Here is a 24238-nt window from a genome sequence, read left to right on the forward strand (position 1 = left end):
TTTTTGAAAAATATGAAATGAGGCGGACAAAATGGAACGAAATCACACCATGATGCAGTTTTTTGAATGGCATGTCGAAGCGGATCAAAAACATTGGAAGCGGTTAAAAGAGAGAGCGGAAGATTTAAATAAAGCTGGGATTACGGCGCTTTGGTTACCACCTGTCACAAAAGGACAAAGCGGCGAAGACACAGGATATGGCATCTATGACTTATATGACTTAGGTGAGTTCGATCAAAAAGGATCGATTGCCACGAAATACGGAACGAAAAAAGAGCTTCTTGAAGCGACAACCTATTGTCAGCAAGAACTCGGGATGCAAATTTATATGGATGTCGTCATGAACCATAAAGCAGGAGCAGACGCGACCGAGAAGTTCGAAGTGCTCGAAGTGGATCAGAATGATCGTACGAAAGTTCTTTCAGAAGAACCTTTTGAAATCGAAGGATGGACTAAGTTTGATTATGAAGCTCGTGATGGGAAGTATTCTACATTTAAATGGGACTTCACACATTTTAACGGTACCGACTATGATGCGGCGACAGATCGTTCTGGTATCTTCTTTATTGTTGGAGAAAACAAAAGATGGAACGACAATGTCGATGACGAATTCGGTGTCTATGACTATTTGATGTTCGCAAACATCGATTATCATCATACTGAAGTTCGGGAAGAAGTCTTGAACTGGGGTAAATGGTTCATTGAGGAAACGAAATGTGACGGCTTCCGATTGGATGCAATCAAACATATCAACTATGATTTCGTGAAAGAGTTCAGTCAAACGATGCGGGAAGAGAAAGGCGATCAATTCTATTTCGTCGGAGAGTTTTGGAAGTCTGATTTGGACGCATGCCGTGAATTCCTCGATAACATCGATTACCACGTCGATTTATTCGATGTTCCGCTCCACTATAAATTACATCAGGCGTCAGAAGAAGGGGCCGCATTCGATATGCGTACCATTTTTGATGATACGCTCGTTCAGTCACACCCGCTCCATTCAGTGACGTTTGTAGACAATCACGATTCGCAACCGGAAGAGGCACTCGAGTCGTGGGTAAAAGATTGGTTCAAGCAAATCGCATACGGTCTCGTCTTGCTTCGTAAAGATGGCTATCCATGTGTCTTCTACGGGGATTACTACGGCATTGACGGACCTCACCCGACTGATGGGATGAAGCTCGCCATTGACACGCTTCTTTATGCTCGTCGGGAAAAGGCTTATGGGGAACAGGATGATTACTTTGATGATGCAAACGTTATCGGCTGGGTACGCAAAGGTGTGGAGGAGATCGAGCGTTCAGGATGTGCCGTTCTCATCTCAACTTCAGATGAAGCTGAAAAGAAAATGTTTGTCGGGGAAGAGCGAGCTGGCGAAACATGGGTCGACTTGACGAATACACGTGAAGATAAAATTGAGATTGATGATGAAGGATTTGGGGTATTTAAAGTGGCGGCGGGATCTATTTCAGTCTGGGCGTTACCAGAAGAAGATGTAGAGTGAAGCATTACAATTGAGTCGACCGTCACAAATCTGTTACATTTATAACGAACGTTGTTCAAAACACTTTTTAAGGGGGATTTTAGTAATGGCTAAATTTGAATTACCACAACTTGATTACGCATATGATGCACTCGAACCACACATTGACGCACGCACGATGGAAATCCACCACACGAAACACCACAACACTTACGTCACAAACGTAAACAATGCACTCGAAGGAAAAGACGTGGAGTACTCTTCACTCGAAGACTTGCTTCAAAAAATCGATTCGCTTCCTGCTGACATTCAAACTGCTGTCCGTAACAATGGTGGCGGCCACTGGAACCACTCGTTCTTCTGGAAACTCTTGAAGAAAAACGAGAACGGGACTCCTTCAGGCGATCTCGCTGCTGCAATCGACGAGTCGTTCGGTAGCTTTGATGCATTCAAAGACGAGTTCACAAAAGCTGCAACTACTCGTTTCGGTTCAGGATGGGCATGGCTCGTCGTGAAGAACGGCAAACTCGAAGTGACATCTACACCAAACCAAGATTCACCGATCATGGAAGGCGTTACGCCAATCCTCGGACTTGACGTTTGGGAGCACGCTTACTACTTGAACTACCAAAACCGTCGTCCTGACTACATCAATGCATTCTTCCACGTCATCGACTGGGATTATGTTGCGAAATTGTACGCTGACGCAAAATAAGTCGTTTGTCCCGAGATTCTTCATAGAGTCTCGGGTTTTTTTGTGTCTTTCATTAATTTGTAAACAAATTATGATATAGTGAAAAACGGACAAAATAGTAGATGACCGTGTACGCTATACTATAGAGGGAATCGATTGTGGAAGGAGATAACGGACTTGGCAAAAAATCGTGTGAAAGTGCCGAAGAAACGGCGAAACCACTTACCGTTACGTTTAAATTTGTTATTTTTCATCGTCTTCGTTCTATTTGCGACCTTAATCTTTCGATTAGGCGTCGTTCAAATCGTGAATGGGGAATTGATTGCACGTGAAGTACAAAAAACTGAGTCAAGTAAGATTAAATACGAGGTACCGCGAGGGAAGATTTATGACCGTAACGGTCAAGTGCTCGCGGATACGATTTCAAACTACTCGATCATGTACCGTCGTTCGCAGGTGACGAAAGCGGATGAACGCTTAGATGTCGCCAAAAAGTTGTCAGAAATCGTCGATATTCCGAAAGAAGATCGCAAAATGACGGAACGAGACCGTAAAGATTACTGGATTGCAACAAATCCAGAACTCGCACAAGAACGTACGCAAGCATTGTTGGAGGAGTTACCGGAAGATGAGCGGGTTGCCTTGTCCAACCAAGATGTAGACCGGCTCCTACTCGACTCCATCACAGAAGAAGAGATCACGTTCGATGATGCGACAGAAGAAATCATCGCCATTAAACATAATATGGAGAGCGGCTATGCGCTCGACCCACAAGTCATCAAAATCGGCGCAAGCCCGAAAGAGATGGCAGTCATTGAAGAAAACTTAGAAATGTTGCCAGGTGTGAGCGTTGAGCCATACTATCAACGGGAATATCCGTTCGATGAGACGTTCAAGAGTTTCTTAGGAAGCTATCGTCAAATCCCGGCCGAACAACGAGCTTCTTATCAGGCGAAAGGATATGGACTGAACGACCGTGTCGGGACGTCCTACTTGGAGCAACAATATGAAGACGTCCTTCGCGGAACGCCTGCATACGATGTGTTCACGACGTATAAAGGTGAACCGGTCGGGGAACCGACTCGCGTGAGCGGGAACCCGGGGAAAGATATCGTGTTGTCGACTGATATTGAATTCCAAAAGGAAGTCGACGAGATTTTGAAAAAAGCGATTCGGGCCGGACGTTCGGGAAGCCCTCATTTCGACCGAGCGTTTGCTGTCGTCATGAACCCGCAGACGGGTGAACTCCTCGCTTTGTCAGGGCAAGAGCTTGATTTAGAGACGAACGAGTTCAAAGATGTCTCGACAGGTACCGTGCTCCGTGCCAGCCAAATCGGGTCAACCATCAAAGGGGCGACGGTCGCTTATGGATTTGAAGAAGGCGTCGTCGAGCCGGGAGAATATATTTATGACGCGCCAATTAAAATCGGATCGTCGACCAAAGCCTCTTACCGTAATATGGGGAACATTAACGATTTAGATGCACTTGCGATGTCATCAAACATTTATATGTTCCAGATTGCGTTACGTTTGGCTGACTATTATTCGACCGGACAAATTGTCGGGGAAAACGTCACACAGGCATTTGAAACGATGGAACATTACTATAAACAGTTCGGACTCGGAATCGAGACGGGAATTGATTTACCGTTCGAGTCAATCGGATTCCGTAGCGTTCCCGACCGTGTCACGCTCCTCATGGATATGTCGATCGGACAGTATATCTCGTACACGCCGATTCAATTGGCACAATATACGTCTACCTTAGCGAATGGCGGTTATCGCATTCAGCCGCATTTACTAAAAGAAATCATTGAGCCAGGTTCGCTCGATGAAAACAATAAACAAGTCGTCAGCACGTTCCAACCGAACGCGTTAAATAAAGTCGATATTCAAGACGAGTATATTGAGCGGGTTCGTGAAGGATATCGTCAAGGGGTTGAATCTTCATCTGGTTCATCTCGGATTTTGCAACAGACAGGGATGACTGCGGCCGGTAAGACAGGAACAGCACAGGCAATTGCTGAAGGTGCAGACGGTCAGGCGAAACGTAATGCAAAAGGGGAACCAATAAAGACGCTTAACTCAAACCACGTAGGTTGGGCGCCATTTGATGATCCTGAAATCGCATGGGCGATTATCATGCCTGGACTTGAAGCGGAAGGAATCAATACACGTGTCGCGCACGATATTATGAAAGCTTACTTTAACTTAGAAGATGTGAATGCAATGCTTCAATGAAAGGAGTCACTTCGGTGACTTCTTTTTTTGTCTTTACAATTCTTTTACGTTCCGTTTATTTCTCGTTAATAGAAGTTCATTAGGATATTAATTGTAGGACAGAACAACAGATCCACAACAAAAATCAAAGCAAACTCAAGGAGGACGTCACAAATGTCTTGGATGAAAAAATCAGCTTTACTCGCTTCAATCACTTCGGTCGCACTCGTAGGTGCAGCCTGTGGGAACAATGAAGAAGGTGGCGCTGCTGAAGGCGATGCGCTCTCAGGAAAAGTCGTCATGGACGGATCATCAACTGTATTCCCAATCATGGAAGCAGTCGCAGAAGAATATTCAGCTGAACAACCAGAAGTTGAAGTGACGGTCGGTGTCTCTGGTACGGGTGGTGGCTTCAAACGCTTCGTGACGGGAGAGACAGACTTCTCGAACGCATCACGTGAAATCAAAGAAGAAGAAGCAGCTGAAGCTGAGAAAAATGGTGTGGAATTTACACAACTCTCAGTCGCACTTGATGGTCTTTCACTCGTTGTGAACCCGGCGAACGATTGGGCTCAAGATATCACGATTGAAGAATTGAATAAGATGTGGACAGATACGAGCGTGAAAACGTGGAAAGATGTTCGCTCAGACTGGCCAGATGAGGAAATCTCATTCTTCGCACCAGGTAAAGATTCAGGTACGTACGATTTCTTCGACGAGAAAGTTCTTGATGAGACAGATATTCGTCAAGACGCACAATTGTCTGAAGATGACAACGTACTCGTAACAGGTGTAGCTGGGACAGAAGGTGCAATCGGATTCTTCGGATTTGCTTACTACCTCGAGAACCAAGACACACTTCGTGCCTTGAATGTTGAAGGAGTAGAGCCGACACATGACACAATCAACGATTTGTCTTACCCGCTCTCACGTGAAATTTACACGTATGTTAACAACGCTTCGTTGAAAGACAAAGAGCAAGTAGCTGACTTCGCACGCTTCATGAACGAAAATGCAGCTGACCTTTCTGAAGAGGTTGGTTACGTAAAAATGGAGCAAGCGCGTTACGACGAAAACATGAAGATGATCGATGAGATCGCTGGAGAATAAAATGATACGTGGCAGAAGGTGAGGGTAACTCTCACCTTCTCGCCATGCTTTCTAGTATGAAGAGGTAGGGAGCGATACACGAGATGAATGAACCAAACAAAGAGCTCTCGATTCGAGAGATGATTCAACAAAATAAACAAAAGAAATATAGTACGACGAACGTGTTTGATAAAATCATGCCGTTCTTATTATTCTTGAGCGCATTCGTATCGGTCGTCACCACAATCGGTATTGCGTTCACACTTGGCTTTGAGCTATTTAAGTTCTTTGAACGAGTGCCTGTCGCTGAATTTTTAGGAACGACAGAATGGTACCCGCTTAGTGCAGACCAGCGCTTCGGGGTATGGGCCCTTGTGATGGGAACACTCCAAATTACTGTGATTGCAATGATCGTTGCAGTGCCGCTTGGACTGGCGTCTGCGATTTATTTGAGTGAGTACGCTTCGGAGCGAGCGCGTCGAGTATTAAAGCCGATCTTAGAAGTGTTGGCAGGTGTACCGACCATCGTATTCGGTTTCTTCGCGTTGTCATTCATCACACCGATTTTGCAAGCGTTGATTCCAGGACTTCAAATTTACAATGCGCTTAGTCCTGGTATTGTCGTCGGGATCATGATTATACCGATGATCGCTTCGATTTCTGAAGATGCGATGAGTGCGGTGCCGAAGAAAATTCGAGATGGTGCGCTTGGTCTTGGTGCAACGCGTCTTGAAGTGGCCACGAAGGTCGTTATGCCGGCAGCGACGTCTGGAATCATTGCTTCAATCGTTCTCGGAATGAGCCGTGCGATTGGGGAGACGATGATTGTAACGATTGCGGGTGGGTCGCAACCGAACTTCGAGTTCAATCCGCTCAATGCGATTCAGACGATGACAGCATATATCGTTCAAATCGCAAAAGGTGACGCAGGTTACGGCACAATCGAATATTACAGTATCTATGCGGTCGGTGCGTTATTGTTCGTCTTCACTCTATTGATGAACTTGTTCGCAAACTGGGTGACGCGCCGCTTCAGAGAGGAGTACTAATATGGCTTTACCGAACAGTGAGTTCAAGAATACGAAGAACCTGATGGATCGTGAAACGGTGTCTGAACGAATCAAACGCCGTTTACAACTGAATGAAATTTTCAAATACGTCTTTTTGGCAGGACTCGTCTTTGCATTAGTCGTCTTATCGACTTTGATTTATGACATCGTCTCAAAAGGGGCGGGCTGGGTCGACCTTGATTTCTTACGTAACTTCCCGTCACGTCGCCCTGAAGATGCTGGTCTATATCCTGCATTGATCGGATCATTTTGGTTAATGTTATTGATCGTACCAATGGTGTTCGTCATCGGTGTCGGTGCAGCCATCTACCTAGAAGAGTACGCACCGAAGAATCGAATGACTTCATTTATCGAAGTCAATATTTCGAACTTGGCTGGTGTCCCTTCAATCGTTTTCGGATTGCTCGGTCTGACGATATTCGTCCGAGTCATGGAATTAGGGAACTCGGTTATGGCAGGTGCGTTAACGCTCGGACTCATGAGTTTACCGATTGTCATTGTAGCTTCACAAGAAGCTTTACGGGCAGTCAAAATGGAGTTACGACACGCTTCTTTAGCGCTAGGTGCTTCAAAATGGCAGACCACGTTCAATGTCGTCTTGCCGTCAGCGATTCCTGGGATTATCACAGGAATCATTCTAGCCGTGTCTCGTGCAATTGGTGAAACAGCACCGTTGATCATGGTCGGCGCAGCAACATTTATTTCAACAACACCAAGCAGTATTTTCTCTGACTTTACGGCGCTCCCAATCCAGATTTATAACTGGACGAGTCGACCGCAAGCAGAATTCCAAAACTTGGCTGCGGCAGGAATCATCGTACTCATGACGATGCTCATTGCGATGAACTCTGTAGCGATTTATATCCGAAACAAATATACGAACCGACATTAAGTCGTTTTTGCAGATGAATGAGGAGGAAGCTCGAGATGATGAAACAACAAGAGCTCAATAAAGGAGATCAAAACGTGAACACAACAACGACAGAACCGACAACTACTGAGATGAAAAAAGATAGCGCTTATGTCGTCAATAATTTGAACCTATGGTACGGCGAAGATCAAGCTTTGATTGACGTCAACCTCGATATTAAAAAGAATGAAGTTACGGCCATCATCGGACCATCTGGATGCGGGAAATCAACATTCATTAAAACGTTGAATCGCATGGTAGAACTCGTACCATCTGTTCGGACGAATGGTGAAATCTTGTATCATGGTCGGAACATCTTCGACCGTGGATATAAAGTAGAAGATTTACGTACATCGGTCGGAATGGTATTCCAACAACCAAACCCGTTCCCGAAATCAGTATATGATAACGTAGCGTACGGTCCTCGTACGCATGGCATCAAAAATAAAAAAGTACTCGATGAGATTGTCGAGCGCTCACTTCGTGGCGCTGCCATTTGGGATGAAGTGAAAGATCGTCTGAACGAAAACGCATACGGACTTTCTGGTGGACAGCAGCAACGTCTCTGTATCGCTCGTACGCTAGCAATCGAACCTGACGTCATCTTGATGGATGAACCGACATCTGCCCTTGACCCGATCTCTACATTGAAAGTGGAAGAACTTGTTCAAGAGTTGAAAGAGCAGTACTCAATCATCATCGTCACGCATAACATGCAACAAGCTGCCCGTGTTTCGGATAAAACGGCCTTCTTCTTAAATGGAGAAGTTGTCGAGTTCGATGTAACAGATAAGATTTTCTCGAATCCATCTGACAAACGGACGGAAGACTATATTTCTGGCCGTTTCGGTTAAGGAGGAGACTAGATTGATGGCACAAAATCGCACATTTTTTGATACGAAATTAACTGAATTAGAAGATAAAGTAGTCCGTTTGGCAAACTTGACGATGCGACAAACGGCGACGGCAATCGAAGTGTTAGAAAAACATGATCTTGAGTTGGCGCAAACGGTAATCGACAACGACAATGAACTAGATGATTTAGAATTAACTATCAACGACGAAGCGATTTTATTGATTGCTAAGCAACAGCCTGTTGCGACTGACTTGCGTCGTCTGATTGTAACGATGAAATCGGCGACGGACTTAGAACGCATTGCGGATTACGCGACGAACATCGCCAAAGCTGTGACGCGAATTGAACATGTTCCTTATTTACATGACATTCAACCACTCAAACAGATGGCTGAACAGTTGATTGACATGCTCGAATTGGCGACGCGTGCGTATCGTAAAGGAGAAGTGAGTCGTGTCCGTGAACTCAATGAAATGGACCGTGTGATTGACGAAATCAATCTAACGGTGATTAAACAATACATCGGTTCCCTTCCGGCAATGACGGTCGGAACGAACGATGTATACGAGTTCTCAAACATCGCTAGATATCTCGAACGGATGGGCGATCACGTGACAAACTTCGGAGAACATTTAATTTTTCTTGAAAAAGGGAAACATTATGATTTGAATCAATAAGATTAGTGGTAAAGAACAACAGTGCTGTTGTTCTTTATTTTTTTTTTGGAGGAATTCATAAAGAATGAGCGAATAATAGTCTACATGGATTTTTACATGAAGGGAGCCATACAGAGATGGAAGAGAAAATCGTATCCTTGAAGCAACAAGGACTTACGTTGAAACAGATTGCGGCAGAACTAGACGTCCCGATTGGCAAAGTCCAATACGCATGGCGAAAATGGAGAAATCAGCAACAAGAGTCGGAGGAAGTTGTCCCTGTGAAACAAAAGAGTAATAAAAAAACAAAGGCTAAAGCGCAAGGAGCAACTTCGCGTAAACAAGTCGCCACAGCGAAAGAAACGAGTGATGTGAACGTTTCGCCACTTCTTGCGAAAGGGCCAGAAGGATACTGGCAGTTGCCAGACCGATACAATGTAGACTTTTTACATGCAGTCGTACAATCACCGAACTCGGTTTATGTGTGCTGGGAAGTGTCTGATTTGGTCAAAGAGACGTTAGAGCTTCAGTTTATGAGACGATGGGAAGAGCTACCGAAAGCATTCCGTATTTTAGACGTGACGTTGCTTGATTATGCAAGTGGTCATGCAAATCGTTCATATACGTTCGACCTACCTGAAATGACGAATAGTTGGTTCGTTCGTCCTCTCGATCCGAATACGACATATGTGTTCGAATTCGGGATTCGTACGATGGAGGGAGAATTTTTACCAATCGTGGTATCGGCACCGCTTGATACACCGCGTGCAGAACCAGTTGGCATCGGACGTTTCGCGGAACCGGTGAGACGTTGGCAGCACGGAGAAGTGGATTCTCCTGAGTTATTAGATACATTACCAAAATATGCGGCATACCGTCACGTACGTTAAGGAGGATATTTTTACATGAAACCAGGATACTTTTCACTCGTCCTTCATGCTCATTTACCGTACGTTAGGCATGAAGAGAAGCACCGATTAGAAGAAAGATGGGTATATGAAGCCATCTCAGAAACATATATTCCAATCCTTTGGCAAGTTGACCGCTTGAAGCGGCAATTGCATTGGACAGTCAGTATTTCGCCACCAGTTGTGGAAATGCTCGCAGACCCGCTCATCCAAGACCGCTACGTTGAGCATATCGATGAGATGCTTGAATTGATTGCGTTAGAACTCTCAGAGGGAAGAACGGATGAGGAGACGTCGACGCTACATTTCTATGAACAGCGTTATCACGACTTAAAAAATACGTTCCTTCATTGGAATAAAAACTTGAATGAAGCGTTCCGTACATATCGTGAAGCGGGATATATCGACATGGTGACATGTACGGCGACCCACGGTTTCAACCCACATCTCTTCACGGAGCAGGCGGCACGGGCTGAAATTCGGACAGGTCTCAACTGTTTCGAACGTCACTACGGGTTCCGTCCGACAGGGATTTGGTTGCCAGAGTGTGCGTATACACCAGGCGTGGACCGAATTCTTTACGAAGAAGGGATTCGATACACGTTTGTCGATGAACATGCATTGCTCGATGCGGACCCGACTCCTGAAAAAGGCATTGGTGCTCCGGTCTATTCTCCACACGGTGTCGCATTGTTCCCACGAGACCAAATCATCTCGGGTAAAATCTGGAGTTCGATGATTGGATATCCAGGTCACCCTGACTATCGAGAGTTTTATCGAGATTTGGCCTACGACCGAGATTGGGACTATATTCAATCGTTCATGCATCCGGAAGGCATTCGATTCGACACAGGATTAAAAATGCACCGCATCACAGGTGACACCGATCAAAAAGACTTTTATGTACGTGAGTGGGCTGAACATCAAATCGAGAACCATGCGACAGACTTCGCTCAAACGTTAGAAGGGCACCTGGAGGCACATGGCGGACAAACGTTCCCGCCGTTCTTGGTCACAGCACCGTTCGATGCGGAATTGTTTGGCCACTGGTGGTTTGAAGGTCCTGAATTTCTTGGGAAAGTCGCAGAGCGACTCGAAGAATTTGGAATCGAAACAATCACGCCAGCAATCTTTCTTGAGCGTCACTTCAAAGATTTACAAACCGTCCATGTTTCCATGAACACATGGGGACGAAAAGGCTACGGTGAAGTTTGGATCAATGAACGAAATGAATGGATGCTCCGTCACCTGCACATGATGGAGATGCAACTCGTCAAAGACGTAGCAGATTATCGTGATCGATCGGATTTGACGAATCGTGCGTTAAAGCAATTGATTCGCCATTATGTGTTGGCTGTATCGAGTGACTGGGCGTTTATCTTAGATGGGCAAACGACAGCACAGTATGCGGCTGAACGCTTCAGGGAGCATACACGTCTCTTCGCAGAACTTGAAACGGCGCTTTATCAAGGCACTGTCTCGAACAAGTTGCTCGATGATCATTATGCGGCGTATCCATTCCTTCAAGACGAAGATCTTGATGTCGATTCATTCCTCTCCCCACACGACTATTACGTGACGACTGAACGAGATGCAGAAGAGTCGGCAATTCTTATGCTGACACCCGAATATCACGGTCATATCGTCGGTGGACTTGGTCATCGTGTCGTCGAGGAAGTGGAGGCGAGAGCAAATGAGGGAGAAACCGTCTATGTGCTGACGCCGTATCACGATGAGTTACCGGAATACGAACGACACGGAAACGTTCATGTGTATCGAGTTCGTCCGACTAGTCCATTTTTAGAGCACGTCATGAATCAGGTTGCCACGCAAAATATTGCGTATGTTAAACTCGTTCATGAACTGTCGAAACGGGTATCAATCAAAGTGATTCATCACTTTGATTGGATGACGATTCCAGCTGCAAGAGAACTTGCGCAATCACTTGCGCTTCCGTTATACTCAACTATGTTGTCCTTTGAAGCGACACGGAACCCGCACGGGCACGGTGGTTTGTTCGATGCGATCCATCGTATTGAAAACAGTGTGTTCTCGTCAGCGGAGTACGTTTATGTCGGCGAAGAGCTCTCGATGAACGACCTGAAACAATGGTATAAAGTAAGCGAGAATGTCAACACATGCCTACCTCTTGAATCTTCTCCTTACGGACAGGAATCAATGAAAAAGAACGTGAAATAACCTTGCTTTTTCATAAGAAACTTGGTAGGATAATTGAGTATGCTTAGACTGTAAAGCAAAAGCACTTGATACAACATCATTAAGATGGGAGTGAAAGAAATGCGCGTTAAAATTACATTAGCTTGCACAGAAACAGGCGATCGCACGTACATCACGAAGAAAAACAAACGTAACAACCCAGAGCGCCTTGAGTTGCGCAAATACAACCCACGTCTCCGTCGTCACACGCTTTACCGCGAAGTGAAGTAATGAGGGACCGGCCGTCACATATGTGGCGGCTTTTTTTGTAAGGAGGAATGCGTTGTGGAAGACAAAACAGCGTTAAGACGAACGGTCCATCAGTATATTAAACAAATGAATAATCGCCAACAAGTTGACCGAGTCATCCATCAGAAGTTGTTTGCAACAGAGATATGGAAAGAAAGCCAGACGATTGCCGTGACATCGTCACTTCCGCTTGAAATCAATACATCGCCAATCATTCATGAAGCATTTGAAGCAGGAAAAACGGTGTGCGTCCCGAAAGTAACGGAGCAGGGGTTAACGTTTCATATTATTCATTCGGTAGATGACCTTGAGACGGGCGTCATGAATATTTTGGAGCCGACGACCCCGCCAACAACGAAAACCATCGACCTCTGTCTTGTGCCGGGAAGGGTATTTGACCGTTCAGGATATCGAATCGGTTGGGGTGGAGGATACTATGACCGATTTTTACGTACATATGAAGGGGAGACGGTTTCATTAGCGTACTCCGTTCAATTGGTCGATCAAGTGCCGACTGAACCACATGATCTACCTGTTCAGTGGATTGTGACAGAAAAGGAGATGATTCAATGTTCGCCATATTTATTGTAACTTGTATCGTCGCCTTTCTCGGGTATCGGTTGCACTCCTTGACGATCTCGGGAGCCGTCTTGACAGTGGTGACGGGGGTATTGATCGGGTTATCGTTTGGTTGGTTCGGCCTCTATTTACTGGGTGTATTCTTCTCGACGTCTTCTCTTGCATCGAAATATCGATCTCGTGATAAACAAAATGTAGATGACATAGTCGAAAAAACGGGAGCGCGCGACGCCATTCAAGTGTTAGCAAACGGTGGGGTAGGGATTCTTTGTGCCCTCGGTTACTTACTGACAGATGATCCCGTTTATCTTTATATGTACATCGTGTCTATTGCGGCAGCGACGAGTGACACGTGGGGATCTGAATTCGGTGTCCTCGCAAAACGTAAACCGCGTTTCATGTTCACGTTTAGAGAAGTTGAGCCGGGAACGAGCGGTGCTGTCTCAACGTTTGGAACGATCATGTCGATTGTAGGGGCATTCGTGATCGTCTGTTCTTCTCTCCTGTTTGTCGAATTGAACATGGCATTACTAGTGGCGCTTTGGGGAATCGGACTGAGTGGGAGCGTCATCGACACATTGCTTGGGGCGACGGTACAACGGAAGTTTCGCTGTACGGTTTGTGGAAAGCTGACGGAAAAGAAAGTTCATCATCAAGTTCCTACAACATATGTGTCAGGGTGGCGTGTGCTAGGGAATGATGCAGTCAATTTTTTATCCGTTCTTGGAGCGGCGTCTATTTGTTTTTTTGTGTTCGGATAAGGGTAGTACAGAAAATGAAGATGTTTCAATTGAATGTGAAAGTTGTCACAATATCGCCAAAGTGAAAACGGTTTCCACTGTAGTTAGGGTTTGTGAATGATGTTACAATCTTGTTGTAACAGAGATAACAAAAACATGAAACAGATTGATCGAAGGGTGGAGAATCAATATGGAAACATTAAATCATGCTAAAGTAACGCGCGTCGCACTTGTAGGGGCAGGGGCAGTTGGAGCGAGCTTTGCGTACCAGTTAACGACAGCAAGCCTTTGTGAAGAACTCGTCATCATCGACATCAACAAGGCAAAAGCAGAAGGGGAAGCGATGGACTTGAACCACGGCGTCTCGTTCGCGTCTTCACCGATGCGTGTATGGGCAGGGGATTACGCAGATTGTGGTGTAGCAGACATCGTCGTCATTACCGCAGGTGCACCGCAACGTCCAGGGGAGACTCGTCTTGACCTTGTCGAAAAAAATGCGAAGATCATGAAGTCGATGATTTCAGATATTATGGATTCTGGTTTTGATGGCATTATCATTATCGCCTCAAACCCTGTCGACATTATGACGCATTTGGCATGGAAGTATTCAGGACTACCTAAACATCGCGTCTTCGGCTCAGGTACTGTACTCGACACGTCGCGTTTACGTTACATGCTTGGCGACTATTTTAATGTCGACCCACGTAACTGTCATGCTTACATTATGGGTGAGCACGGTGACACCGAGTTTGCTGCTTGGAGTAATGCTCGTATCTATGGAAAGTCTGTTGAGCAGTTGCTTGAAGAGCATGATGAATATAACTGGCAAGACCTTGAAGACATATATGTGAACGTACGTGATGCGGCATATCACATCATCGAACGTAAAGGTGCGACATACTATGCCATTGGACTCGGATTACTCCGTTTGGTCAAAGCGGTCCTTCGTAATGAGAACACGTTGCTGACAGTCGGTGCTCATCTTGATGGGGAATACGATTTACACGATATTCATATCGGGGTACCGGCGATCATCAACCGTCAGGGCGTGCGTGAGGTCGTTGAGATTGAGTTGTCAGAAGAAGAACATCAAAAAATGCAACATTCTGCGAACGTCCTTATGAAAACGATGGAACCTGTCTTGTAATTGCGATATATGAGTGCCCGTAGCCGTAAAGGTTGCGGGTTTTTTGTACGTTTGAGGCAAACCTCGACTTTGTAGTGAGGTACAACGTGATTTACAATAGAATGAGAGAGGAGGGATTTTGTTGGCGACTTGCTTCTGGGAAGACATTTATCAAGCGGTCGAGAACGGTGGACGAATCGAAGGGATATTAGAACCGTCCCGTGCAGTCATCTTGTTTGATACAAAAGCAGGTGATCGCTATGACTTATACGTTCAAACTGAAAAAGCATGGGCGAATCATCTCGGTACTGACATTAACGCAATCTTAAGCGCCTTTCGTCTGTCTCGTATTGGACGAAAACGTTTGACGATTCACATATATGGTGACCGTCTCGTTGATGAAGAGCGGGTCGACTCCATGACGTTCCCGATTCCAGCGAGAGTGACATTATCTCGCTCGATTTGTACACCTACGATGGAGGAAGATCGCTTTCGAATGCTCGCGGTCGCGATGGATCGAAAGAAGAAAGCGGAATTAAAAAAGCGATTCTCCTTCGGCAAACCGCAAGTAGTATACGGCTTGATGTTCATCACGTTTTTAGTCATGTGGCTAGCTGAGTCAGTCGGTTCGACATTCGATCCGAATACGTTGATCGCATTCGGTGCGAAAGTGAACCCGCTCATCGAAGAAGGAGAGTGGTGGCGGCTGATTACGCCAATGTTTCTGCATATCGGATGGTTCCATTTTGCCATCAATATGTTTGCGCTCTGGTCACTTGGTCCGCTCGTTGAACGAATGTACGGCTCTCTCCGCTTTCTCATCATCTACGTGGTCGGTGGGATTTTAGCGACGACAGCATCGTACGCGTTCAGTGAATCCATTTCAGCGGGGGCATCAGGAGCCTTATTTGGTCTGGTCGGTGCCTTACTCTATTTTGGACTGCGGGATCGTTCGCTCTTTATGAAGACACTCGGACCTCCGCTCTTTATTATGTTAGGATTAAATGTAGGACTCGCGTTCGTATTGGGTGCGAACTTGGATCATTTTGCACACGCGGGTGGTTTACTAGGTGGATTCGTCGTCTCTGGTGTCGTCGGATTGCCTGATGAGGAAAATCGAACACAACGCATCTTATTTTCTGTGCTCACGGCCACGTTATTTGGTCTACTGTACGGGTATGGATCTTGGTAAGGGGAGAATATGATGATAGAAACACTGAAAACATTAGTTGAAATCCCGAGTCCGTCTGGTATGACGGAGGAGGCGATCGGATTTGCAGAAAATAAACTCCAAACACTCGGTGTCAAGACGTCTCGTTTACATAAAGGAGCGTTGATCGCGACGTTCCCAGGACGTTCGGACGAGGCGCGTCTTTTGACGGCGCACGTCGATACCCTTGGGGCGATGGTCAAGGACATCTTGCCGAGCGGACGCTTACGACTCACGCAAGTGGGTGGATACGCTTGGACGGCGATCGAAGGAGAAAACTGTCTCATTCATCGCGAGGAGGGGGAGGCGATCGAAGGAACCATCCTCATCCATCAGTCGAGCGTTCATGTGTATAAAGACACGAACTCTGCAGAACGATCTGCTTCAAACATTGAAGTTCGATTGGATGAGAAAGTCCATTCTCGTGAAGATGTGACGGCACTTGGAATTGAAATCGGTGACTTTGTGTCATTTGATCCACGATTCAAGGTGACGTCTTCCGGATACGTGAAATCTCGTCATTTGGACGATAAGGCGTCTGTGGCCATTTTATTAGACTTAGCTAAAGATTTGGTTAGCTACGAGTTGCCACATACGGTTCACTTCTTAATCTCGAATTATGAAGAAGTCGGATTCGGGGGAAATGCCGGCATTCCTGAAAATGTTGTGGAATACATTGCTGTCGATATGGGGGCGCTCGGAGATGGCCAACATTCAGATGAATATACGGTTTCGATTTGTGCCAAAGATTCGTCTGGACCATATGATATTAGCTTGCGCCGTAAGTTTACTTCATTATGTAAAGCACATGACATCGCTTATAAAGTGGATATCTACCCTTATTATGGCTCGGATGCGTCGGCTGCGATCCGTGCAGGCTACGATGTGAAGCATGCCTTGATCGGTCCTGGAATTGAGTCAAGTCATAGTTATGAACGGACACATGTGACGTCTATGGAAGCGACAAGAGAATTGTTAAATCGTTATGTCTTGTCAACGATGGAGGAAGAAGCATGAAAAACTTTTATGATGTCCAACAGTTTTTAAAGTCGTTCGGGACCATTATTTACATCGGGGAGCGGGATGCTGAAATCTCACTGATGATGATGGAACTCGACGAGTTGTATGAAGGGGGCATCATCGAGCAGCGTGTATACGATACGGCGAAAATCATTTTGACCCACGAATTGAAAAATTCAACAGATTGACAGAAATCCCCTTAGTGCAAAGGGTTGCACTAAGGGGATAATAGTGTACACTATTGAATGAAAGCGATTTAGTTGAGATGAGGAGTGAACGGTATGAAATGGTTATTAGGGATCGACATCGGTGGTACAACGGTGAAGATGGCTGTTTTAGACATGAATGGCATCATTTCTGATAAGTGGGAAGTTAAAACGGATATTCGAGAAAACGGTGTACATATACCAAAAGACATCGCAGCCTCATTTGAAACGTATTTAGAGACGTCAGGCAAGAAGAAAGAAGACTTCGCAGGTGCAGGTATCGGAGCCCCTGGATTCATCAATTTCTCTGAAGGTGTTGTCGAGTATTCACCGAACATCGGATGGAAAGACTTCGCTCTGGTGAGTGAGTTCGAAAAAGCGGTCGGACTCCCCGCTGTCCTCGAAAACGATGCGAATGCCGCTGCCCTCGGTGAGATGTGGAAAGGTGCAGGTGAAGGTGCATCAGAATTACTTGCCATCACGCTCGGTACAGGCGTCGGTGGTGGCGTCATCACGAACGGAAACATCGTTCATGGTACGGCTGGTATGGCAGGAGAAATCGGTCATATCACCGTCGAACGAGATGAGGCGAAAGCTGTAAAATGTGGCTGTGGCCGATTAGGGTGTATCGAAACGATTGCCTCTGCGACAGGTATTTCACGTTTAGCGTTGCAAAAACGAAAAAATCAAGATACTTCGTTGAACGAATTGAAAGAAATGACGGCACGTGACGTATTCGAAGCCTATAAAGCTGGGGACACAATCGCGACAGAAGTGGTCAATGAGATGACGGAATATCTCGGATTGACGATCTCGAATATCGCCAACACACTCAACCCGAAAATGATTGTCATCGGTGGCGGTGTCTCAAAAGCAGGTTCAGCATTGCTTGAACCGCTCGATACTCAGTTCAAGCGTTTCGCACTCGAACGTGTCTATGAGTCAACGACGTTTAAAATCGCTGAACTTGAGAATGATGCCGGAGTCATTGGTTGTGGCTGGTTAGCACGTAAACACTTCCTTCCGACACGCGTATAAAACTGACACGTCTGCACATCGCAGGCGTGTTTTCTTGTGGGAAAGGGTATGGGATATTGTAAAATTTGTAACGTCACAGTTGATTTTTTATTAAAAAAGGGGTAAGATTTGGACTTGATACTGGACGTGTACTATTCAAATCGAATTGTACAATGTATGAACAAATATAAAAATAAATGGCTATAAAAACATGCCGAAAACTGAAAAGAGGAGGAGACCGTCAGATGAATTCATCTCAACGCTTCTCGAAGCTATCGACGAGACTGAACGATACGGTCCGCGCTTCGTTTCAAGAATATCGTCTATTTTGGATATTTACGTTATTGCTTTGGACGAAGACGTATATCGTCTATCAATTTTTCTTCAACATTCCGATTGAAAACACCGCACAAGCTTTTATCTTACTGATCAGCCCGATCAGTTCGACATTATTCTTGTTTGCCTTCCATTTCTTCTTTAAAGGAAACAAACAAAAATGGGTGCTCTACACGCTTTACGCGCTCGCATCCTTCATTCTGTTTGCGGATGCCGTGTATTATCGTGAATTTACGGACTATTTAACGATGCCGGTCATTATGCAACCATCGAACATGGAGACGCTGTCGACATCGTTCACATCACTACTTGAATGGAAAGACTTGATCATTCTTGGTGACGTATTTGTCTTACCGTTTATCTTATGGCGAATGAATATGAAAGAGAATGCCGCTTCACATCGTCGCGCGCTCGTGACATTCGTTGCAGCTGTATCGGTATTCTTGTTCAACCTTTCGTTGGCGGAGACAGAACGTCCTGAATTGTTGACTCGTTCATTCGACCGTGAGCTATTAGTGAAAAACATCGGAACGTTTAACTTCCACGTGTATGATGCAATGCTTCAAACGAAAACATCTGCTCAAAAAGCGATGGCTGACGAATCTGAGCTTGCAACGATTGAACAATTCACTCGTCAAAACTATGCTGCACCGAACCCTGATTTGTTCGGTAAGTATAAAGGGAAAAACGTGATTGTTGTGTCGTTCGAATCTGCACAAAACTTCACGCATAACATGAAAGCGCCGAACGGTGAATATATCACACCAAACTTGAACAAGCTGATTGAAGAGTCTCATTATTGGCCAAACTACTACCATACAGTAGGTCAAGGGAAGACATCGGATGCGGAGTTTGCGCTCGATAACTCGCTATATGGCTTACCGCGTGGTGCCGTGTACTTTACGAACGCGGACAACGAATATCAAGCACTTCCAGAATTGATTAAAGAAGATAACTATTATTCAGCCGTCTTCCATGCGAATAATAAATCGTTCTGGAACCGCGACCAAATGTATAAAAATATCGGTGTCGATCAATTCTTCGATGAGAAGAGCTACGATCTCGGAAACCCAGAAGACATGACAGAATGGGGTCTCTTAGATGATAGTTTCTTCGAACAATCGATCCCGATGCTTCAAGAGTTGCCTGAGCCGTACTATGCGAAGTTCATCACATTGACGAACCACTTCCCATATACGATGCCAAGTGAAGACTATGAGCTCGTACCGAAGTTCGAGACAAGTTCAACGACGTTAAACAACTTCCCGCAGGCACTTGCATATCAAGACTATGCACTCGGTCTCTTCATCGATCAATTAAAAGAGAACGGAATGTGGGAGGATACGATTTTCGTTGTTTATGGTGACCACTACGGTATCTCGACGAACCACAACAATGCGATGGCAGAGTTGCTCGGTAAAGAAGAGTTGACACCATATGATGTGGCGAAATTACAACAGGTGCCGTTTGCGATTCACTTGCCGGATCAAGAAAAAGGTGAAGTGCATGAAACGATCGGAAGTCACGTCGACATGAAACCGACAATCTTGCACTTACTTGGAATTGATACATCGGACACAATCGGATTCGGGAATGACTTGTTCTCTGAAAACCGAAATAGTCGTGCAATCTTCCGAGATGGTACGGTTGTGACGGATGAATATGTATGGACACAATCAACTTGTTACAATGCTACTACTGGAGAAGTAGTTGAGGACACAACGCTTTGTGGTCCAATGACGGAAGAAGCAGAAAAGATCTTACAAATGAACGATGATTTGATCTATTCCGACCTTCTCCGCTTTAAAGAACAAACGAATGAATAACCTAAAAGCGAACCAAACCACTATGTGATTTGGTTCGTTTTTTATATCGAGGAATTATAGGCACAAAAAAAGCGACCGAAGTCGCTTGATGATTGCTTGATACAAATCCATTAACCTGGAATACCGCCGTAGATCAACGTGGCAACACCAAAGAATCCGAATACGAGTACAGTTAAGCCTGCAACTGCGAGTGGAAAGAATTGGCGTTTTTTGAATGAACGAATCATTCCCCATACAGCCACAATCGCGACGATGACAGAAATCCATCCGAACGGTTCATACAAATGCATGACGAGTTCCCCCTTTAATTATACGTCATGAAATTCATAAAAATTTCACTGAAATATCATTATTATTTTATCCGATTATTGAGGCGCTGTCGAGTAAAGGTTGACATCGATACAATTTTGCCACAATATTGTTTTGAATGAGAGGGGGATCAATCATATGCAAGTGAAGAAGATTACGTCAGGCTTAGCGCAGGAGAATGGATACGTCCTTGAAAAAGAAGGTAGTGTCGTCATCATCGACCCAGGAACGGATGACCCAAGATTTTTCGAGGTGATTGATCGTCTTGGTACACCCGCTGCGATTTTGTTGACTCACGCCCATTTTGATCACATTGGAGGAGTGGATGCACTCCGTGAATGCTATAAAGTTCCAGTATATGTCCATCGTCTCGAAAGTGATTGGTTGACGAATGGAGAAAAGAACGGGGCGGCTACTTTCAATCTTCCTGTACCGGCGATGAAGCCGGCTGAAAAGGTATATGAAGGCGATACGTTGACTGTCGGCAATTTTACATTCGATCTTTATCACACCCCTGGTCATTCACCAGGTAGCGTCGTGTTATACATGGCGGATGAAAAGATTGCGTTTTGCGGTGACTTGATTTTTAAACAATCAGTCGGTCGTACCGATTTATTTGGAGGCGATCAGGCAACGTTGATGGGATCCATTGAACGCATAAAGCACTTGATTCCGGGTGCGACGGTTCTTTATCCGGGTCACGGACCAAAAACAACGCTTGAAGAAGAAAAGCAAACGAATCCATTTTTCAAGCAATAAAAAAGATTGTCTCCGACGAGACAATCTTTTTTACATTTGGAAGTTGCTCCAATACGTAAAGACAACGAAGAAAATTGTCAAATACGCGCCGAAGACGTATACATATGTTTTTTCAGTAAGCTTTAAGTAGCCAAGTGCGACGAAGAAAATCGTTTGTGCTAAGAAGACAAGTCCCATAACGATAAAGTCACCAGTATGTTCACTACTACTTTGGTCGCCGCCTAGTGCGCCTACGAAAGCAAGTGCCGCCACTAGCCCAGTCCAGAAGCCTAGGACACGAAACATTCTTGCCATGTTAATCCCCCCATACGTGCATTATTCCATTCTCATTCACTATTTTACCAACACATTCGAAAAAATGCTATGGAAACGTGAGAATTGAGCAAAATAATCGTGAAAAATATGTGAAATCAATACGAAAAATAAAGTTGTACAAAATTTATAAAAAAGTTGTACAAAATATGTACAAACGGGGTATAAGAGATGTATAATCAACTTATACAAAATGAGCGAAATAAAAAGTTGAAATGAGGAGGAACATAAAATGGCATCAGAATTAATGTTTTACACGTACCCGAGCTGTACTTCTTGCCGGAAGACGAAAGCGTTTTTACATGAACAAGAACTTCAAGTGAGTGAACGTCACATTTTCAGAGATGCACCAACTGTCGACGAATTACTACAACTCCTTGCGATTAGTGAAGAAGGTGTAGATTCTCTTCTTGCTACTAGAAGCCAAGCCTTCAAGCAACTCGACGTTGATGTTGAGGATTTGAAGCTGAGCGAACTACTCAAGCTGATGAGTGAAAATCCGAAATTGTTAAAACGTCCGATTTTAACAGATGGAAAAGAAGTCATTGTCGGTTATGACAAGGTTTCAATCGAAACATATGCACGCCGTCATCATGTCGTTTCGACACAAGTTTCATAAGACAAGTCCACTTTCAACAGAGTGGGCTTTTTTTTATGCTGTTCTCGAGGTGAATGAAATGAAGGAGCTTATTGAACAACTGATGATTATGGCGAGAGAGGCGGGGGCAAGCGATCTTCATTTTATACCGAGTACACATGAAGTGAAGATTCAAATCCGATCAGATATGAAACTGCTTGATCTTCAGTCGATGGATATCGATCAATATGACCGTCTCACACTTCATATGCGATATTGGTGTTCGTTACCGGACACGAATCAACGTGTGCCCCAGTCGGGCGTGTACGAACTTGATCGAGAAGTCATCCGCGTAACATTTCTCCCATCATTTGCGCAAACATTGATGTCCTGGAGGGTACCGAATCAAGCGTTTGAGCTTCATCACTTGTTGAGACCAGGGGACGTTGAACGTTTTCAAGAAATGTCTGCATCGCGACATGGTCTCCTATTAATCGGAGGGGCTACTGGTGCGGGCAAGACGACAATATTGTATGCGCTTCTTAATCACTTAAAGCGTGAGCGGATCGTCACGATTGAAAATCCTCCAGAACAAAAGATTGATGGGGTGATTCAACTCGAGGTGAATGCAAAAGCAGGGTTGAATCATCGGCAGTTATTAAAAGAAACGTTACGTGCCGACCCAGACATCATTGTAATCGGAGAGGTACGGACAGAGGAAGAGTTGAACGTCGCCTACGATGCTGCACTCAGTGGGCATTTGACGATTACAACGTTTCATACAGCGACGATTCAGGATGGGGAGAAACGGCTTGAACAATTACTCGGAAAATCGTCAGTGACAAGACATTGGTGTGTACTGACGCGTGATCAGGAGGTGACGTGTGAATGGGAAACGCTTCAGTAAAACCACCGATTCAATTGATTCACCGTTTTCTGCGTCTTCAATCCCGAGGCGTATCGTTGAAAGCCACAATGGAGACACTTGAATATCATGAAAAAGGAAACAGGAAAGCGGACGTTCAGGAGATGAGGGCACAACTCGAATCTGGTACTTCTTTAGCGGACGTGTTCTCGCTAATCATCACAAATCGCCAAATGCAAGAAATATTGATGACAGCCGATCGGAACGGGCGGTTTATGGATGGGTTATCTCAAGTCGTTTTAGTTTTAGAAATGCGGATGCGGCTGAAGGAGGAATTGAAGCGACTCATTCGGTATCCTTTAATCATTTTCTTTATCTTGCTCGGTCTTGGGATGGTCTATGCGTTGTACATTTTCCCGAAGCTGATGGGGATGGTTGATGTGTCCACGTATGAGGGAGCAGGTTCAATTTTACTATCGAAATGGTTCTTTCCAGCTCTGTTTTCTGTATTTGTGATGCTTGGGATCACGGTCTACATGCTGCATCGACGAGGTGTAGAACTACCGTTTTACATATGGAACCGTGGTAAAACTCTGTACCTGACTTATTTGTTTGTCAGCGAATTGTCGTTATTACAACAGACAGAAACGAACATCAGGCAAATTATCAGTCGACTCGCCAATGAAAAGGGGGAGATGGCTGAAATGGCAAATCGGATTCACAAACGATTGTCTGCCGGTGAAGGAATCGAAATGGCTGTCAAACAGGAACGGTTTATTGACTATGAAGTGGTTAGTTTGTTAGGGGTGGGGTCGATGAGTGGAGAACTCGGTGAATTGATGTCACTTCATCGAGAACTAGTATTCGAAGAAATGGAACAATATAGTCGTCAATTGATTGAAAAAGTAGAGCCGGCACTTTATGGAGTGCTCAGCGTCATGGTCGGCACTCTATTCTATACGCTTTATTTGCCTGTAAAACTTATCATGGCTCAATTATGAAAG

25 protein-coding genes are annotated in these 24238 nt (G+C 45.0%); 23 read left to right on the forward strand and 2 right to left on the reverse strand.

All coding sequences use genetic code 11. The features are described 5' to 3' along the window. The first annotated feature begins 31 nt into the window (after positions 1-31). The 19 genes from KNO92_RS04345 (at position 32) to KNO92_RS04435 (ending at position 20412) form a co-directional block, all read left to right on the forward strand. On the forward strand, positions 32-1504 hold the full coding sequence (locus tag KNO92_RS04345; RefSeq protein ID WP_214760214.1) for an alpha-amylase: 1473 nt from the start codon (positions 32-34) through the stop codon (positions 1502-1504). Positions 1505-1589: 85 nt separating this feature from the next. After that, a complete protein-coding gene (locus KNO92_RS04350; protein ID WP_074033338.1) occupies positions 1590-2198 on the forward strand; it encodes a superoxide dismutase in 609 nt (202 codons plus the stop codon). A gap of 156 nt (positions 2199-2354) precedes the next feature. Continuing rightward, entirely contained in the window at positions 2355-4418 is a 2064-nt protein-coding gene (locus tag KNO92_RS04355) for a peptidoglycan D,D-transpeptidase FtsI family protein (RefSeq protein ID WP_214760216.1), read from the forward strand. Positions 4419-4571: 153 nt separating this feature from the next. Beyond that, positions 4572-5507, forward strand: coding sequence for a PstS family phosphate ABC transporter substrate-binding protein (locus tag KNO92_RS04360; protein ID WP_214693040.1), 936 nt, complete (start codon positions 4572-4574; stop codon positions 5505-5507). 83 nt (positions 5508-5590) lie between these two features. Then, complete coding sequence (pstC, locus tag KNO92_RS04365; protein ID WP_074033335.1) at positions 5591-6535, forward strand: phosphate ABC transporter permease subunit PstC; 945 nt, start codon at positions 5591-5593, stop codon at positions 6533-6535. A gap of 1 nt (position 6536) precedes the next feature. Beyond that, positions 6537-7448 carry a phosphate ABC transporter permease PstA gene (gene pstA / locus KNO92_RS04370; protein WP_214693039.1) on the forward strand — a complete coding sequence of 304 codons (912 nt, stop codon included), beginning with the start codon at positions 6537-6539 and terminating at the stop codon, positions 7446-7448. Positions 7449-7558: 110 nt separating this feature from the next. Then, complete coding sequence (gene pstB / locus KNO92_RS04375; protein WP_224862754.1) at positions 7559-8320, forward strand: phosphate ABC transporter ATP-binding protein PstB; 762 nt, start codon at positions 7559-7561, stop codon at positions 8318-8320. 16 nt (positions 8321-8336) lie between these two features. Beyond that, positions 8337-8999, forward strand: a complete 663-nt coding sequence (phoU, locus tag KNO92_RS04380) for a phosphate signaling complex protein PhoU (RefSeq protein WP_214693037.1) — start codon at positions 8337-8339, stop codon at positions 8997-8999. A gap of 116 nt (positions 9000-9115) precedes the next feature. Further along, positions 9116-9868 carry a DUF4912 domain-containing protein gene (locus tag KNO92_RS04385; RefSeq protein ID WP_214760218.1) on the forward strand — a complete coding sequence of 251 codons (753 nt, stop codon included), beginning with the start codon at positions 9116-9118 and terminating at the stop codon, positions 9866-9868. A gap of 15 nt (positions 9869-9883) precedes the next feature. Further along, on the forward strand, positions 9884-12085 hold the full coding sequence (locus KNO92_RS04390; RefSeq protein ID WP_214693034.1) for a 1,4-alpha-glucan branching protein domain-containing protein: 2202 nt from the start codon (positions 9884-9886) through the stop codon (positions 12083-12085). A gap of 84 nt (positions 12086-12169) precedes the next feature. After that, positions 12170-12334, forward strand: coding sequence for a 50S ribosomal protein L33 (rpmG, locus tag KNO92_RS04395; RefSeq protein WP_255313299.1), 165 nt, complete (start codon positions 12170-12172; stop codon positions 12332-12334). A 54-nt stretch (positions 12335-12388) separates the two neighbouring features. Next, on the forward strand, positions 12389-12943 hold the full coding sequence (locus KNO92_RS04400; RefSeq protein WP_214760220.1) for a 5-formyltetrahydrofolate cyclo-ligase: 555 nt from the start codon (positions 12389-12391) through the stop codon (positions 12941-12943). Continuing rightward, complete coding sequence (locus KNO92_RS04405) at positions 12922-13692, forward strand: DUF92 domain-containing protein (protein WP_214693029.1); 771 nt, start codon at positions 12922-12924, stop codon at positions 13690-13692. The genes KNO92_RS04400 and KNO92_RS04405 overlap by 22 nt, the downstream gene beginning before the upstream one ends. 169 nt (positions 13693-13861) lie before the next feature. Continuing rightward, positions 13862-14818, forward strand: coding sequence for an L-lactate dehydrogenase (locus tag KNO92_RS04410; RefSeq protein WP_214693023.1), 957 nt, complete (start codon positions 13862-13864; stop codon positions 14816-14818). Positions 14819-14939: 121 nt separating this feature from the next. Continuing rightward, a complete protein-coding gene (locus tag KNO92_RS04415; protein WP_251127061.1) occupies positions 14940-15989 on the forward strand; it encodes a rhomboid family intramembrane serine protease in 1050 nt (349 codons plus the stop codon). A gap of 12 nt (positions 15990-16001) precedes the next feature. Continuing rightward, positions 16002-17024 carry a M42 family metallopeptidase gene (locus KNO92_RS04420; protein ID WP_214693020.1) on the forward strand — a complete coding sequence of 341 codons (1023 nt, stop codon included), beginning with the start codon at positions 16002-16004 and terminating at the stop codon, positions 17022-17024. Next, positions 17021-17215, forward strand: coding sequence for a YqgQ family protein (locus KNO92_RS04425; RefSeq protein WP_012726602.1), 195 nt, complete (start codon positions 17021-17023; stop codon positions 17213-17215). The genes KNO92_RS04420 and KNO92_RS04425 overlap by 4 nt, the downstream gene beginning before the upstream one ends. Before the next feature lie 93 nt (positions 17216-17308). Then, on the forward strand, positions 17309-18271 hold the full coding sequence (locus KNO92_RS04430) for an ROK family glucokinase (protein WP_214693018.1): 963 nt from the start codon (positions 17309-17311) through the stop codon (positions 18269-18271). A gap of 224 nt (positions 18272-18495) precedes the next feature. Then, positions 18496-20412, forward strand: coding sequence for an LTA synthase family protein (locus KNO92_RS04435; protein WP_214760225.1), 1917 nt, complete (start codon positions 18496-18498; stop codon positions 20410-20412). 110 nt (positions 20413-20522) lie between these two features. On the opposite strand, the gene KNO92_RS04440 is transcribed toward KNO92_RS04435, so the two are convergent. Beyond that, on the reverse strand, positions 20523-20702 hold the full coding sequence (locus tag KNO92_RS04440) for a DUF2759 domain-containing protein (protein ID WP_074033323.1): 180 nt from the start codon (positions 20700-20702) through the stop codon (positions 20523-20525). 157 nt (positions 20703-20859) lie between these two features. Here KNO92_RS04440 and KNO92_RS04445 point away from each other — a divergent pair, with 157 nt between their 5' ends. Next, a complete protein-coding gene (locus KNO92_RS04445) occupies positions 20860-21480 on the forward strand; it encodes an MBL fold metallo-hydrolase (protein ID WP_214760227.1) in 621 nt (206 codons plus the stop codon). A gap of 30 nt (positions 21481-21510) precedes the next feature. Here the strand turns inward: KNO92_RS04445 and KNO92_RS04450 are convergent, their stop codons facing one another. Next, entirely contained in the window at positions 21511-21774 is a 264-nt protein-coding gene (locus tag KNO92_RS04450) for a DUF2626 domain-containing protein (RefSeq protein WP_012726597.1), read from the reverse strand. Positions 21775-22024: 250 nt separating this feature from the next. Between KNO92_RS04450 and KNO92_RS04455 the strand changes: the two genes are divergently transcribed. From KNO92_RS04455 to KNO92_RS04465, 3 genes are read left to right on the forward strand one after another with little or no spacing between them, the layout of a single operon-like run. Then, on the forward strand, positions 22025-22411 hold the full coding sequence (locus tag KNO92_RS04455; protein ID WP_214693012.1) for a Spx/MgsR family RNA polymerase-binding regulatory protein: 387 nt from the start codon (positions 22025-22027) through the stop codon (positions 22409-22411). Positions 22412-22469: 58 nt separating this feature from the next. Beyond that, the gene (locus tag KNO92_RS04460) at positions 22470-23276 is read left to right on the forward strand and encodes an ATPase, T2SS/T4P/T4SS family (protein ID WP_214760229.1); all 807 of its coding nucleotides are present in this window, start codon (positions 22470-22472) and stop codon (positions 23274-23276) included. Beyond that, on the forward strand, positions 23258-24235 hold the full coding sequence (locus KNO92_RS04465; protein WP_214760231.1) for a type II secretion system F family protein: 978 nt from the start codon (positions 23258-23260) through the stop codon (positions 24233-24235). Before KNO92_RS04460 ends, KNO92_RS04465 begins: the two co-directional genes overlap by 19 nt. Positions 24236-24238: the final 3 nt, after the last annotated feature.

Origin of the sequence: Exiguobacterium sp. s129, from assembly GCF_018617585.1 — a bacterium.
Taxonomy (GTDB): domain Bacteria; phylum Bacillota; class Bacilli; order Exiguobacteriales; family Exiguobacteriaceae; genus Exiguobacterium; species Exiguobacterium aestuarii_A.